Origin of the sequence: Streptomyces sp. NBC_00005 (assembly GCF_045160215.1) — a bacterium.
GTDB lineage: Bacteria > Actinomycetota > Actinomycetes > Streptomycetales > Streptomycetaceae > Streptomyces.
The window spans coordinates 6,116,546-6,130,639 of record NZ_CP108316.1; the positions used below are offsets into that span (position 1 = coordinate 6,116,546).

The 14,094-nt window shown below is 71.0% G+C and carries 12 protein-coding genes; 9 read left to right on the forward strand and 3 right to left on the reverse strand.

Annotated features, from left to right (window positions below; genetic code table 11):
- The first annotated feature begins 16 nt into the window (after positions 1–16).
- From OG303_RS28180 to OG303_RS28200, 5 genes are all read left to right on the forward strand, one after another.
- Entirely contained in the window at positions 17–958 is a 942-nt protein-coding gene (locus tag OG303_RS28180; protein WP_405871799.1) for an LLM class F420-dependent oxidoreductase, read from the forward strand.
- Between the two features lie 83 nt (positions 959–1,041).
- Positions 1,042–1,812, forward strand: coding sequence for an SDR family NAD(P)-dependent oxidoreductase (locus OG303_RS28185; RefSeq protein WP_405871800.1), 771 nt, complete (start codon positions 1,042–1,044; stop codon positions 1,810–1,812).
- Between the two features lie 140 nt (positions 1,813–1,952).
- Entirely contained in the window at positions 1,953–3,071 is a 1,119-nt protein-coding gene (locus OG303_RS28190) for an LLM class flavin-dependent oxidoreductase (protein ID WP_405871802.1), read from the forward strand.
- 125 nt (positions 3,072–3,196) lie between these two features.
- Positions 3,197–4,927, forward strand: coding sequence for an amidohydrolase family protein (locus OG303_RS28195; RefSeq protein ID WP_405871804.1), 1,731 nt, complete (start codon positions 3,197–3,199; stop codon positions 4,925–4,927).
- Complete coding sequence (locus OG303_RS28200) at positions 4,924–6,384, forward strand: aldehyde dehydrogenase family protein (RefSeq protein WP_405871806.1); 1,461 nt, start codon at positions 4,924–4,926, stop codon at positions 6,382–6,384. The genes OG303_RS28195 and OG303_RS28200 overlap by 4 nt, the downstream gene beginning before the upstream one ends.
- Positions 6,385–6,438: 54 nt before the next feature.
- Here the strand turns inward: OG303_RS28200 and OG303_RS28205 are convergent, their stop codons facing one another.
- Positions 6,439–6,834 (reverse strand): nitroreductase/quinone reductase family protein, encoded by a 396-nt coding sequence (locus tag OG303_RS28205; RefSeq protein ID WP_405871807.1) that lies wholly within the window; start codon positions 6,832–6,834, stop codon positions 6,439–6,441.
- 125 nt (positions 6,835–6,959) lie between these two features.
- On the opposite strand from OG303_RS28205, the gene OG303_RS28210 reads away from it, so the two are divergent.
- The gene (locus OG303_RS28210; protein ID WP_405871808.1) at positions 6,960–7,808 is read left to right on the forward strand and encodes an endonuclease/exonuclease/phosphatase family protein; all 849 of its coding nucleotides are present in this window, start codon (positions 6,960–6,962) and stop codon (positions 7,806–7,808) included.
- Here the strand turns inward: OG303_RS28210 and OG303_RS28215 are convergent.
- Positions 7,777–9,180 (reverse strand): CehA/McbA family metallohydrolase, encoded by a 1,404-nt coding sequence (locus OG303_RS28215; protein ID WP_405871809.1) that lies wholly within the window; start codon positions 9,178–9,180, stop codon positions 7,777–7,779. The genes OG303_RS28210 and OG303_RS28215 overlap by 32 nt on opposite strands.
- A gap of 99 nt (positions 9,181–9,279) precedes the next feature.
- On the opposite strand from OG303_RS28215, the gene OG303_RS28220 reads away from it, so the two are divergent.
- The 3 genes from OG303_RS28220 (at position 9,280) to OG303_RS28230 (ending at position 13,420) form a co-directional block, all read left to right on the forward strand.
- Positions 9,280–10,146: an LLM class F420-dependent oxidoreductase gene (locus OG303_RS28220; protein ID WP_405871810.1), complete on the forward strand. Its 867-nt coding sequence runs from the start codon at positions 9,280–9,282 to the stop codon at positions 10,144–10,146.
- A 69-nt stretch (positions 10,147–10,215) separates the two neighbouring features.
- On the forward strand, positions 10,216–12,801 hold the full coding sequence (locus tag OG303_RS28225; protein ID WP_405871812.1) for a bifunctional FO biosynthesis protein CofGH: 2,586 nt from the start codon (positions 10,216–10,218) through the stop codon (positions 12,799–12,801).
- A 55-nt stretch (positions 12,802–12,856) separates the two neighbouring features.
- Complete coding sequence (locus OG303_RS28230) at positions 12,857–13,420, forward strand: hypothetical protein (protein WP_405871813.1); 564 nt, start codon at positions 12,857–12,859, stop codon at positions 13,418–13,420.
- Between the two features lie 77 nt (positions 13,421–13,497).
- Here OG303_RS28230 and OG303_RS28235 read toward each other — a convergent pair whose 3' ends face one another.
- Positions 13,498–14,004: a DUF2165 domain-containing protein gene (locus tag OG303_RS28235; protein ID WP_405871814.1), complete on the reverse strand. Its 507-nt coding sequence runs from the start codon at positions 14,002–14,004 to the stop codon at positions 13,498–13,500.
- Positions 14,005–14,094 lie beyond the last annotated feature (90 nt).

The following is a 14,094-nucleotide window of genomic DNA, read 5'->3' on the forward strand; positions in this document are numbered from 1 at the left end:
GGCGAACTCCGGTCCGATGGACTCCGATCCGGTCAACTCCCGTCTGCTGTACGGGATGCAGCTGCCCGTCCAGTCCCAGAGCACGATCTACGCCGAGCCATGGGAGGCGGGTGCCGGTCCCGGGGACCTGGTGGAGATCGCCCGTACCGCCGACCGCGCGGGCTTCGACTACGTCGCGAGCTGCGACCACGTCGCCATCCCGCGCCGGCTGGCCTCCGCCATGAGCACGGTCTGGTACGACCCCGTCGCCACCCTCGCCTTTCTGGCGGGGGTGACCGAACGGGTCCGCCTGCTCAGCCACGTCGCCGTCGTGGGACTGCGGCACCCCCTTCTCACCGCCAAGCAGTACGCCACCCTCGATCACCTCAGCCAGGGGCGGCTGATCCTCGGGGTCGGGGCCGGGCACGTGCAGGAGGAGTTCGAGGCGCTCGGCGTCGACTTCGACCGGCGCGGGGCGGTGCTCGACGAGTCCGTCGACGCCCTGCGCGTAGCCCTCGGGCCGGACGAGTTCCCCGAACACCACGGCAAGCTCTACGACTTCGAGGGGCTCGGCCAGCGTCCGCGCCCCGCCCAGCCCCGCGTCCCCGTCTGGGTCGGCGGCTCCTCGCCCGCCGCCGTACGCCGGGCCGCGCTCAAGGGCGACGGCTGGCTGCCGCAGGGTGATCCGCGGGACCGGCTGCCCGCGCAGATCGGCCGGCTGAAACGGCTGCGCGCGGAGGCCGGCGTCGAGGAACCGCTCACCGTCGGGGCCATCGCGGAGCCCCTGTACATCGGCGCGAGCGCCTGGGACGTCGGGCGGCGGACCCTCACCGGCTCCCCGGACGCCCTCGCCGAATCCCTGCGGGCGTACCGCGCGATGGGGGTCCACCAGATCCAGGTGCGGTTCCGCAGCCGCAGCCGCACCGAACTCACCGACCAGATGGCCGCGTTCGGCGCCGACGTGGCGCCCCACCTCTGAGCCACCACCACTGACACTCCACCACCACTGACCTACCACCACCTCTGAGACTCCAAGACCTCCGAGACTCCAAGGAGAACGGAATGGGCAAGCTGGACGGACGCGTCGTGATCGTCACCGGAGCGGCGCGCGGGCAGGGGGAGCAGGAGGCCCGCCTCTTCAGAGCGGAGGGGGCCGAGGTCGTGGTCGCCGACGTCCTGGACGACCAGGGCGGGGCCCTCGCCAAGGAGCTGGGCGCGCGCTACGTCCACCTGGACGTGAGCCAGGAGGACCAGTGGCGGTCCGCCGTGAGCGCCGTCAAGAACGCGTTCGGCCGGATCGACGGCCTGGTCAACAACGCCGGCATCCTGCGCTTCAACTCCCTCCTCGACACGCCCCTCGACGAGTTCATGCAGGTCGTACAGGTCAACCAGGTCGGCTGCTTCCTCGGCATCAAGACCGTCGCGCCGGTGATGGAGGACGGCGGCACGATCGTCAACACCGCCTCCTATACGGCTGTGACCGGCATGGCGGCCGTGGGCACGTACGCCGCCACCAAGCACGCCATCCTCGGCCTCACCCGCGTCGCCGCCCTGGAGCTCGCGGACCGGCGCATACGGGTCAACGCGATGTGCCCCGGCGCCATCGACACGGCGATGTCCAACCCGGCCCAACTGGACCCGACGGCGGACGCGGAGGAGACCGGCCGGGCGCTGGACGAGCTGTACCGCAAGCTCGTGCCGCTCGGGCGGATCGGGAAGCCGGAGGAGGTGGCCCGCCTCGCCCTCTTCCTCACCTCCGACGACTCCTCCTACATCACCGGGCAGCCGTTCGTGATCGACGGGGGATGGCTGGCGGGGGTCTCCGTCTTCTGAATCGACGGAGCTCGTCGGGCTGTTCGCCGGACCTCCATATCTGACTGGCCGTCAGCTATTGACGGTGCATGCGGGCGGTGCAACAGTCGGGCGGCAGAGAATCTGACGGTTCGTCAGGAACGTAGGGATGGTGACCCGCCTTGGAATTCGGGCTCTTTGTACAGGGATACGTGGGCAAGCGCGCCGAGACCGACCCGCTCGCCGAGCACAAGGCACTGATGGAGGAGACCGAGTACGTCATCCAGGCGGACAAGTCGGGCTTCAAGTACGCCTGGGCGTCCGAGCACCACTTCCTGGAGGAGTACTCGCACCTCTCCGCCAACGACGTCTTCCTGGGCTATCTCGCCCACGCGACGGAGCGGATCCACCTGGGTTCGGGGATCTTCAATCCCCTCGCCCAGGTCAACCACCCCGTGAAGGTCGCCGAGAAGGTCGCCATGCTCGACCATCTCACCGGCAACCGCTTCGAGTTCGGCAGCGGGCGCGGGGCCGGCTCGCACGAGATCCTCGGCTTCCTCCCCGGCATCACCGACATGAACTACACGAAGGAGATCTGGGAGGAGACGATCGCCGAGTTCCCCAAGATGTGGCTGCAGGACGAGTACGTCGGCTTCCAGGGCAAGCACTGGCAGCTGCCGCCGAGGAAGATCCTGCCCAAGCCGTACGGGAAGTCGCACCCCGCGATGTGGTACGCCGCCGGGTCGCCGCCCTCGTACGCCATGGCCGCCCGCAAGGGACTCGGGGTGCTCGGGTTCAGCATCCAGAAGGTCTCCGACATGGAGTGGGTGCTGGAGCAGTACAAGACGGCGGTGGTGAACGCCGAGCCGGTCGGTGACTTCGTCAACGACAACGTGATGGTGACGACCACGGCGATCTGTGCGCCGACGCACGACGAGGCGATCCGGATCGCGACGAACGGCGGGCTGCACTATCTGCCGTCGCTGGTGTTCCGGTACCACGACACCTTCCCGCGGCCCGAGGGCTTCCCGGTGTGGCCGGAGACGCTGCCCGAGTACACCCCCGAGTTCGTCGAACTCCTCATCGAGGAGGAGCTGTTGATCTGCGGTGATCCGGACGAGGTGCTCACGCAGTGCAAGCGGTGGGAGCAGGCCGGGGCGGATCAGCTGAGCTTCGGGTTGCCGGTGGGGGTGCCGAAGGAGGAGACGTTGCAGACGATTCGGTTGATCGGGGAGCACGTGATTCCGAAGATCGATACGGATCCTGTGCATCGGACTTCCCGGTTCCGGGCTGCCGCGTAAGCGCCGCTGCGGGGTGCGGGGTGCGGGTTGACTGTGGCTGGTCGCGCCCACGCGGCGGAGCCGCATGTCGATACGGCCCCGCGCCCCCAGGGAGGTATGCCGCACGCATCTCAAGGAGTCACCGCATGCTTGATCACCTCATCAAAGGCGCGACCGTTGTCGACGGGACGGGAGCGCCTGCGCGCACTGCCGACGTGGGGATACGGGACGGTCGGATAGCCGTGATCGGCCTGATCACCGAGGAATCCCGGACCAGCGAGGATGCCACCGGTCTCGTCCTTGCCCCCGGGTTCGTCGATCCGCACACGCACTACGACGCCCAGTTGTTCTGGGATCCGTATGCGACCCCGTCTCTCAATCACGGAGTCACTACCGTCGCGGCGGGCAACTGTGGGTTCACGCTGGCCCCTTTGAACCCGTCGCGTCCCGACGACGCCGACTACACGCGCCGCATGATGTCCAAGGTCGAGGGCATGTCGCTGGTCGCGCTGGAGGAAGGGGCGCCCTGGAGTTGGAGTGGCTTCGGGGAGTATCTGGATGCCCTTGAGGGGCGTATCGCGGTCAACGCGGGGTTCATGGTGGGGCACTGTGCCCTGCGGCGTTACGTCATGGGGGCGGACGCGGTGGGCGGGCAGCCCAGTGAGGAGCAACTGGCCGAGATCGTACGGCTGTTGCACGCGGCCATGGACGCCGGTGCCTGGGGGTTCTCCACCACCCAGTCGTCCACCCACTCCGACGGCGACGGACAGCCCGTCGCCTCCCGGCACGCGAAGCCGGCCGAGCTGCTGGCCCTCTCGCGTGCCGTCGGCGAGCACGAGGGGACGCAGATCGAGGCGATCGTGGCCGGGTGCCTCGATCAGTTCAGCGATGCCGAGATCGATCTGTTCGTGGAGATGAGCGCGGCGGCCGGACGGCCCCTGAACTGGAACGTCCTGACCATCGACGCCTCCGTCCCCGAACGCGTGCCCCGGCAGCTGTTCGCGAGCGAGCAGGCGCGCAAGGCGGGCGGCCGGGTCGTCGCGCTGACCATGCCGATCCTCACGCCGATGAACATGTCCCTGGGCACCTTCTGCGCGCTGAACCTGATACCCGGGTGGGGCCCGATCCTGGGGCTGCCGGTCCCGGAGCGCATCGCGAAGCTGCGGGACGCGGACGTCCGGGCCGAGATGCTGCGCCGGGCCCGGTCCAAGGAGGCGGGCGTCTTCCGGCGGCTCGCGCACTTCGGGCGGTACGTCATCGGCGACACGTACAGCGAGGCGAACCGGGGGCTGCAGGGGCGGGTCGTCGACGACATCGCCGAGGAGCGCGGCCAGGACCCCTTCCACTGCCTGGTCGAGATCTGCGCCGCCGACGACCTGCGTACGGTCCTGTGGCCCATGCCGACGGACAACGACCCCGCCTCCTGGGCCCTGCGCGCGGAGACCTGGCAGCACGAGGACGTCATGCTCGGCGGGTCCGACGCCGGTGCGCACCTGGACCGCATGTGCGGAGCCCCGTACACGACCCGGTTCCTCGGCGACTGTCTGCGCCGCCGGAAGCTGGTCGGCCTGGAGCAGGCGGTGAAGATGCTGACCGACGACCCGGCCCGGCTCTTCGGGCTGCGTGAGCGGGGGCGGGTGGAGGAGGGCTTCCATGCGGACCTGGTGCTCTTCGACCCGGAACGGATCGACGCGGGCACGGCCACCCTGGTGCACGACCTGCCGGGTGACAGCCCGCGGCTCGACGCCAAGGCGATCGGGGTGCGGGCCGTGTGGGTCAACGGGGTCGAGGCGATGCGGGACGACGTGGTGAGCGGTGCGGTGCCCGGGAAGGTGCTGCGGTCCGGGCGGGACACGAGGACGGTGAGCACCAGGTGAGTCAAGTGGCCGACGGTCAGCGGCTGTTCGTCGGCGGTTCGTGGGTCGAGCCGGACGGGGGTCACTACGCCGTCGTCGACCCGGCGACCGAGGAGACCATCGGGTGGGCTCCGGAGGCCTCGCGGGATCAGGTGCACGCGGCTTGTGCCGCGGCCCGCGAGGCCTTCGGGCCGTGGTCGAGGACCTCGCCCGAGGAGCGCGCGGCGGTGCTCGGGCGGGCGGCCGACATCATCGCGAGCCGGTTCGCGCCGTACACCGAGCTGGCACAGGCGGAGACCGGGGCCACGACGGGGACGGCGCGGGCGATGCAGGTCGGGGTGGGCGTGGCCCGTTTCCGCCGGTACGCGCGCGTGGAGCCCGCCGAGTGGGCGATCCCGCCGCAGATCAACGAGGCGGGACCGATGGGGAAGGCGGCCGTGATGGGCGCGCTGGCCGTGCGCCAGCCCGTCGGCGTCGTCACCTGCATCACGTCGTACAACAACCCGTGGGCGAACCCGGTGGGCAAGATCGCCCCCGCGCTCGCGATGGGCAACACGGTGGTCGTGAAGCCCGCCCCGCAGGATCCGCTGTCGGTCTACCGGATGGCTCAGGCGCTGGAGGCGGCGGGTGCGCCGCCGGGCGTGATGAACGTGGTCACCGGCCGGTCGGTGGAGGTCGGCGAGGCGGCCGTCGCCTCCCCGGACGTCGACATGGTGAGCTTCACCGGCTCCACCGCGGTCGGGCAGCGGATCGCCGAGGTGTGCGGGCGGGACATGAAGCGGCAGTTGATGGAGCTGGGCGGGAAGGGGGCCGCGGTCGTCTTCGACGACGCCGACGTCGGCTCGGCGGTGGCCGGGATCGGCACCACCTTCTCCTTCTACAGCGGCCAGATCTGCACGGCACCGACGCGGGTACTGGCGCAGCGGGGCGTGTACGACCGGCTGGTCGAGCAACTGGCGGCCTACGCACGCCGGTTGAAGGTGGGCGACCCGAGGGAGCCGGACACGGTGGTCGGACCGGTGATCTCCGCGGCCCACCGGGAGCGCGTGGAGTCGTACGTCGAACTCGGCCGCAAGGAAGGCGCGGTGGTCGTGACGGGCGGTCGACGTCCGTCGCTGGAGCGCGGCTTCCACATCGCCCCGACCCTCCTCGCCGACTGCACCAACGACATGCGCGTGGCCCGGGAGGAGATCTTCGGCCCGGTGGTCACGGTCATCCCCTTCGAGGAGGAGGAAGAGGGGATCGCCCTGGCCAACGACAGCGACTACGGGCTCATCGACTACGTGTGGTCGGGGGACGTCGCCAGGGCGTTCCGGGTGGCGCGACAGCTGCGGGCCGGCGGGGTGGGCGTGAACACCGTCGGGCGCAACATGGAGGCGCCGTTCGGGGGGTTCAAGAAGAGCGGGGTCGGCCGGGACGTGGGGTCGTACGCGCTGCACGCGTACAGCGAGGTGCAGGCGATCGTCTGGCCGGGGTGACGTCACCCCTCACCCCTCACACCCTTCACCCCTGGCCCTCTCACTCCTGGCCCCTCACCCGTCCAGATCCACCCGCACCGTCAGCAGACTCGTCCCCAGTAGCCGTACCGCCGTGCTGTTGCCGCGGGGCAGGGTGCGCAGGCGGGCCACCGGGTCGTCGTCGGGCAGCAGGTGGGCCGTGCCCGTGTGCCAGCGGCCGCGGATCCGCACGCGTACCTTCGCGTCGGCCTTGATGTTGCGGACGTACTGCGAGCGCTCCCCGAACTCCGAGACCAGCCAGAAGGAGCCGTCGGTCCGGCGACCGCCCACCGGGGTGCGGCGGGGCAGGCCGGAGACGCGCCCGGTGGTCTCCAGCAGGGTCTGCAGGGGCATCCGGCGCATGAGCGGGTTGGCGACATGGCGCTGGAAGGCGGTGGTGGCGCGGAAACGGGGGTCGGTGGGGCGGGGCATCGTCGGTGCGGCTCCTTCAGGTCTCTGGTTTGTGTCTGTGGTTCATGTCCGTGCTTCATGTGTCCGGCTCGAACTGTTGCTTCAATGGTCTCCGACGCACGCGCGACGAAGGCGGGTGGCTGCGGATGCGGGTCGTGACCTGGAACGTGTGGTGGCGCTTCGGTCCCTGGGCCGAGCGGCAGAAGGCCGTCCTCGCCGTGCTGCGGGAGCTGCGCCCCGATGTCGTGGGGCTGCAGGAGGTGTGGGCCGCCGACGGCGAGAACCTCGCCGGATGGCTCGCCGGTGAGCTCGGGCTGCACTGGACGTGGGCCGCCTCGCCCGCCTCCGAACGGTGGCAGCGGCGGATCGGGGAGCCGGGCGTGGAGATCGGCAACGCGGTGCTCAGCCGGTGGCCGGTCGTCGAGCAGGACGTGCTGCGGCTGCCCGCTCCGGAGGACGTCGACGACGGACGGCTCGCCCTCTACGCGCGGCTCGACGCGCCCGGTGGTCAAGTGCCCTTCTTCACCGCCCACTTGACCTCGCACCTCCAGGCGTCCGCAATCCGCTGCGAGCAGGTCACCGCCCTCGCCGGGTTCGTCGCCGCCCGCCGCGACGGCACCGACTTCCCGCCCGTCGTCACCGGCGACTTCAACGCCTGGCCGGACTCGGACGAGATCCGGCTGTTCGGCGGGACCAGGACGTCGCCCGCCGCACCCGGACTGGTCTTCTTCGACGCCTGGGAGTACGCCGATCCGGCCGCCCCGTCGGCCACTTGGGACCATGCGAACCCGTATGTGCATCCCGGCCTGGGCCCGAGCACCCGCATCGACTACATCCACGTCGGCGCACCGGCCGGCCCCGGCGGGGCCGGCACCGTCCTGCATGTGCGGCGGGCCGGTGACGGCCCGGTCGGCGGGGTCTGGCCGTCCGACCACTCCGCGGTCGTGGCCGACCTGCAGTCCCTCACCGACGCCCCAGGAACACCGGGTTCGTGAACGCCGCCATGACCCCCGGAAGCGGGCCGAGCGCCGTCTCGTGCCGCAACTCCGCCCGTACGTAGGCCGCGTACGAGGCGGTCGTACGCCACTGCACCGTGCCCGAGCCCGTGACCGGCAGCGGGTCGCCGGTGAACAGGACGCCCTGGTCGGTGACGAGGCGGACGGTGCAGCGCGGGGCGCCCGAGGCCTCCACGCGGACGGTGACCGGGTCGTCGCCGTCGACCTCCAGCCGTTCCCCGATGCCGGCGCGCAGGCCCTGGTCGCCGGTGGCCGTCAAGGACAGCGAGACGCTCTTGGACTCGGCGACGTACGACCTCCCCGCCCGGATGCCGTCCTGGATCGCCTCCCGGGTCAGGTCGTCGGCGAGGACGACGGTCTGGGGAAGTCCGACCACGTCCGGATCGCGGTGCGCGTCACTGTTGCCCATGGCCGGAAGCCACCCCTGGTCCCGGTCCTGGCCCTCCCGCAGGGCCGCGACGAGCAGGTTGTCCCACTCCGCCAGCGTCACCTCGTCGTCGGGCGTCCAGGGCCCGTTCCACACCTCCACGGCGTCCGCCTCGGCGAAGCCGAACTTCCAGCCGCAGCCGATGCAGGTGGCGTGCGGGTGGGCCGGGACGACCAGGCCGCCGGCGCCGCGGATCCGGCGGGCGTACCTGCCGAAGCGGTGGTCGCGGGCCCGGTAGCGCCAGTCGACGAAGGTGCCGGGCTCGGTGCCGAGGGCGAGCACATGGCCGTTCCTCGTCGTCACCTCCTCGCCCAGCATGATCAGCAGGTCGTCGCCCGCCTCGGAGGCCCAGTGCGGGTGCGCGGAGTGCGTGTTGTGGTCCGAGGAGTTGATGAAGTCCAGGCCGGCCGCCCGCGCGAGCGCCGCGATCTCGGCCGGGGTGCGGCGGCCGTCGGAGTACCAGGAGTGCAGATGGCAGTCGCCGCGGTACCAGGCGCGGCCCCGGCCCCCCGCCCGCTCGGGCGGATGCACCGGCTCGGGCGTCGTGCCGGGCTCCCCGTACGTCAGCGTGACCGTGACCTCGTACGACAGACCCTGCGGGGCGACCGTGTACGGGCCCAGCGCGAGGTGCCAGGTGCCCTCGCGGACCGGACCGGGGAGGTACCCCGGCGTCGCGTCGTCCGCCCGCACGAAGAACTCCGTGCGCGCCCCGCCCGACCACCCCCGAAACCCCTCCCCGCCCGGCTCGGTGCCGCGCTCGTCGAAGAGACCGATGTCGAGGGCGTTGCCGGGGGTGCCGGGCGGGACGGACGGCTTGTCGTAGCGGTAGGAGACCCTCAACTCGCTTACGCCGGAGGGGACTTCGACGGGTACGTACACGTAGTCCGGGGAGCCCGGAGGCAGGGTGCCGCGGATCGTCGTCACGTTTCCAACGTAGGCCGACCGCCTCCGCGTGTCATGCCCCCGCCTGACGACCGACCAGTCGGTATGGACAGTTGGCGCTCGTACCGGTACAGATGGGGCATGCGAATCGCCGTCACGATCTTCCTCACCGACGAGACCATCGCGCCCGTCCGGCTCGCCCGTGAGCTGGAGCAGCGCGGTTTCGCCGGCCTGTACCTGCCCGAGCACACGCACATCCCGGTGGAGCGTGTGACGCCGTACCCGGCGGGCGGCGAGCTGCCGCCCGAGTACGGCCGCACCCTCGACCCCTTCGTCGCGCTCGGCCAGGCGGCCGCGGTGACCGAGCGGCTCGCCCTCGGCACCGGCATCACGCTGGTCGCCCAGCACGACCCGATCGACCTCGCCAAGCAGATCGCGACCCTCGACCACCTCTCCGGCGGCCGCTTCACCCTCGGCCTCGGTTTCGGCTGGAACGTCGAGGAGGCCGCCGACCACGGTGTGCAGTGGCGTACGCGGCGCGAGCTGGTCCGGGACCGGATGGCGTTGATGCGGGCGCTGTGGAGCGAGGAACCGACCGCGTACGACGGGCAGTTCGGGAGTGTGCGGGCCTCCTCCGCCCACCCCAAGCCCGTACAGAAGCCGCGCGGTCCGGTGGTCGGCCCCCGCACTCTCGTGGGTGGAGCGGCGGGCCCGAAGCTCTTCTCGCACATCTCCGAGTACGCGGACGGCTGGATGCCGATCGGCGGGCGCGGGCTGTCGGAGTCGCTGCCGGTGCTGCGCGCCGCCTGGGCCGACGCGGGCCGCGACCCGGCCACCCTCCAGGTCGTCCCGTACGCCGTGTACCCCACCCCCGGCAAGCTGGCGCACTACGCGGAGCTGGGCATCGAGGAGGTCGTGGTCCAGCTGCCGCCGGCGGGGGAGGCGGAGGTGCTGCGCGTCCTGGACTCCTATGCGGCCCATCTCCCGGCCACCAGTGACACCGTGTAACGGGGGGCGAGCGGGGACGAATGGGGCGGCGCCTGACTGCCCTGATCACCTCGCTCGTATGCTCGAAGGATGACGACTTCCGCGACCTCCGGAACCGGCCCGACCGAGAACTCCATGCGTCGCGCCCTCAAACGCGCTCGTGACGGTGTCGCCCTCGACGTCACCGAGGCGGCCGTCCTTCTGCAGGCCCGCGGCGAGGCCCTCGACGACCTCACCGCGTCCGCCGCCCGGGTCCGCGACGCGGGCCTGGAGGCGGCCGGCCGCTCCGGCGTCATCACGTACTCGAAGAGCGTCTTCATCCCCCTCACCCGGCTGTGCCGGGACAAGTGCCACTACTGCACCTTCGTCACCGTCCCCGGCAAGCTGCGCCGTGCGGGCCACGGGATGTTCATGTCCCCGGACGAGGTGCTCGACATCGCGCGCAAGGGTGCCGCCCTCGGCTGCAAGGAAGCCCTGATCACCCTGGGCGACAAGCCCGAGGACCGCTGGCCCGAGGCGCGCGAATGGCTCGACGCGCACGGCTACGACGACACGATCGCCTACGTCCGCGCCATCTCCATCCGCATCCTGGAGGAGACGGGCCTGCTGCCCCACCTGAACCCGGGCGTGATGTCCTGGACGGACTTCCAGCGCCTCAAGCCCGTGGCCCCCTCCATGGGCATGATGCTGGAGACGACGGCGACCCGCCTGTGGTCCGAGCCGGGCGGCCCGCACCACGGCTCCCCGGACAAGGAACCGGCCGTCCGCCTGCGCGTCCTGGAGGACGCGGGCCGCTCCTCGGTCCCCTTCACGTCCGGCGTCCTGATCGGAATCGGCGAGACGTACGAGGAGCGCGCGGAGTCCCTCTTCGCGCTGCGGAAGATCTCGAGGGCCTACCACGGCATCCAGGAACTGATCATCCAGAACTTCCGCGCCAAGCCGGACACCGCGATGCGCGGCATGCCGGACGCGGAGCTGGACGAGCTGGTGGCGACGGTGGCCGTCGCCCGGCACATCATGGGCCCGAGCGCCTGCCTCCAGGCCCCGCCCAACCTGGTCGACTCCGAGTACGAGCGGTTGATCGGCGCAGGCATCGACGACTGGGGCGGGGTCTCCCCGCTGACCATCGACCACGTCAACCCCGAGCGCCCCTGGCCGCAGATCGAGGAGCTCACCCAGCGCTCGCGCGCCGCCGGCTTCGAGCTGCGGGAACGGCTCTGCGTCTACCCGGAGTTCGTGGGGCGCGGCGAGCCCTGGCTGGACCCGCGCCTGCTCCCGCACGTACGCGCCCTGGCCGACCCGGAGACGGGCCTCGCCCGCCCGGACGCGGTGGTCGAGGGCCACGCCTGGCAGGAACCGGAGGAGGCGTTCGTCTCCTTCGGCCGTACGGATCTGCACGCGTCCATCGACACCGAGGGCCGTACGTCCGACCGCCGCGACGACTTCGACGAGGTGTACGGCGACTGGGCCGAACTGCGCGAGGCGGCGGCCCCCGGGATGGTGCCGCAGCGCATCGACACGGACGTACGGGCGGCGCTGGCGACGGCGGCCGACGACCCGACGCGTCTCACGGACGAGGAGGCCCTCGCCCTGCTGCACGCGGACGGCCCGGCGCTGGACGCGCTGACGCGGATCGCGGACGACGTACGCAAGTCGGTGGTCGGCGACGACGTGACCTACATCGTCACGCGCAACATCAACTTCACCAACGTCTGCTACACGGGCTGCCGCTTCTGCGCCTTCGCCCAGCGCCGCACGGACGCGGACGCCTACACCTTGTCGCTGGACCAGGTCGCCGACCGCGCCCAACAGGCCTGGGAGGTGGGCGCGGTGGAGGTCTGCATGCAGGGCGGCATCCATCCCGACCTGCCCGGGACGGCGTACTTCGACATCGCGAAGGCGGTCAAGGAGCGCGTCCCCGGGATGCACGTGCACGCCTTCTCCCCGATGGAGGTGGTCAACGGCGCGACCCGCACCGGCATGTCGATCAGGGAATGGCTGAGCGCCGCCAAGGAGGCGGGCCTCGACTCCATGCCCGGCACGGCCGCCGAGATCCTCGACGACGAGGTCCGCTGGATCCTGACCAAGGGCAAGCTGCCGGCGGCGACCTGGATCGAGGTGATCACGACGGCGCACGAGCTGGGCATCCGCTCGTCGTCGACGATGATGTACGGCCACGTGGACCAGCCGCGGCACTGGCTCGGGCACCTGCGAACCCTGGCCGGCATCCAGCAACGCACCGGCGGCTTCACGGAGTTCGTGACCCTGCCCTTCATCCACACGAACGCGCCCGTGTACCTGGCGGGCATCGCGCGCCCCGGCCCGACGATCCGCGACAACCGTGCGGTGACGGCGATGGCAAGGCTGCTGCTGCACCCGTGGATCCCCAACATCCAGACCAGCTGGGTGAAGCTGGGCACGGAGGGCGCGGCCGAGATGCTCCGCTCCGGCGCGAACGACCTGGGCGGCACGCTGATGGAGGAGACGATCTCCCGCATGGCGGGCTCCTCCTACGGCTCGTACAAGTCCGTCAAGGACCTGATCGCGGTCGCGGAGACGGCCGGCCGCCCGGCCAAGCCGCGCACGACGCTCTACGGCGAGGTGCCGCAGGAGCGGCAGCGGGCGGCGGCGGTGTCGGACGGGCATCTGCCGGAACTTCTGCCGGTGCTGGACTGAGTACGATGATCCGACCCCTGTTCGACGGGGATGGGGAGCTCGGGTAGCTGAGGAGATGCGTGCCGTGTCAGCCGCGAAGGTCTGGGTGACCGGTCTGACGGTAGGAGCGATCGCCGCCGTGGTCGTCCTCGCCGTACAGGCCGACAAGGGGCCGAAGCCCCACGCGGTCGCCGCCCGGCCCAGCGCCTCCGCGTCGGCGGGCGCGCATCCCACGCCCACGAAGTCCAAGGCACCGTCCGCGGTGCTGGACGGCTCCGGCACCGGGCGGCGCATCGTCTACTCCCTCGGGCGGAAGACGGTGTGGCTGGTCGACGCGAGCGACGCGGCCCGCCGTACGTTCGCGGTGTGGCCGGGGACGGTGAGCCCGGACCCGGGCACGTACACCGTGGGCGCGCGCACCGAGGGTCCCATCACCGGCTCGGACGGCGTGAAGATCGAGAACATCGTGTACTTCTCCACCAAGTCCGGCGCCAACATCGCCTTCTCGAACGCGGTCGACGGCGCCTCGCCGCCGCCGGTGTCGGGCGTGACGACGGGCGGCATCCGCATGCGGGTCGCCGACGGGACGGCGCTGTGGACGTTCGGATCGACGGGGACGAAGGTGACGGTGGTCAAGTAGCGTCCGGCCGGGCCGCGGGCGTCAGTCCAGCTCGTCGAGGATCGAGTCCTTGGGCCCGGTCGTGTCGACCGGGCCTGTCAACCGGCCGTGTCGGCCCGCCTGTCGGTCAGCTGGACGACGAGCAGCACGACCCCGCTCAGCACGAACACCCGCAGCGCCGCGTCGAGTCCGTTCCAGGTCTTCGACTGCCACATGGAGAACCACTCACCGCCGATGGCGATGAACCCGGCGCCGAAGAGAAGCATCAGCATGAGCAGGCCGTAGGTGGAGGTGGCGGCTGCGCGGCGGTCGTCGCGGCGGGCCCAGAGCCAGGTGCCGTAGATGAGGACGAGGGCCGCGACGGTCTCCCAGACGATGATCGCGACGTACGCGGTGTTCTGAAGTCCCTTGCTGGTGACGGCTCTCCACATCAGATCGTCGTCCTTGAACGTCGTGTCCATCGCCAGGACGTGCTGCACGAACGACTGGTTGGTACCGAAATCGGTGATGTTGCCGAAGGCTACGAGGGCTATGTAGAGGCCGACGGTCGCGGTGAGCAGGGTGCTGGTGAGGTGCAGAGCGCTTCGTGGGGGTGTCGATGCCATGACCGCCATCTTCCCTGCCCGGTGCTGCGGGTTCCAGATCGATTGAGCCAGAATGGTCGGCGGACGGGCCGCGACGAGGGGACTGACGTA